The 450-nt window shown below is 59.3% G+C and carries 1 protein-coding gene; it reads right to left on the bottom strand.

The window, feature by feature from the left end; all coding sequences use genetic code 11:
* Positions 1–450 (bottom strand): MetQ/NlpA family ABC transporter substrate-binding protein (locus GVL05_RS19845; RefSeq protein ID WP_235036091.1); only part of this gene is annotated, 450 nt, incomplete at its 5' end.

Here is a 450-nt window from a genome sequence, read left to right as displayed (position 1 = left end):
TTATTCAGCGGAAACCGGTACCAGCACGTCTTTCACCAGCGGATCGTCGGTGGTTTTCAGCCAGGTCTGGATGCGCGGGTCGGAAAACGCCTGCTTTAATTTGACGATATTCTCCTGCGACAAATAAGGCGTGCCGATGACCAGCTGCGACGCGAAGGTGCGCGGCGCCGGCGGGAATAAAATCCCTCTGTCCCGCGACACCTTTCCGGCATCAAACTGCGAGACATAGCCGATTGCCGCATCCACCGAATTGAGCGCGCGCGGCATGGTGAGCAGATCCAGCTCTTTGAAATTAAACTGATGCGAGTTGCCGACGATATTTTTCAGCTTCGCCGTGCGCGGCTCCACCGCCGGGTCGAGCGTAATCAGGCCGATGCGCTGCAGCAGCCACAGCGCCTGCCCTTGGTTGGCGCCATCGTTCGGCACCACGATCGTCGCTCCGTTCGGCAG

Origin of the sequence: Curtobacterium sp. 18060, assembly GCF_902706105.1 — a bacterium.
Lineage (GTDB): Bacteria > Actinomycetota > Actinomycetes > Actinomycetales > Microbacteriaceae > Curtobacterium.
Note: the sequence above shows the minus strand (reverse complement) of the source record. Positions and strands in the feature narration are given on the sequence as shown.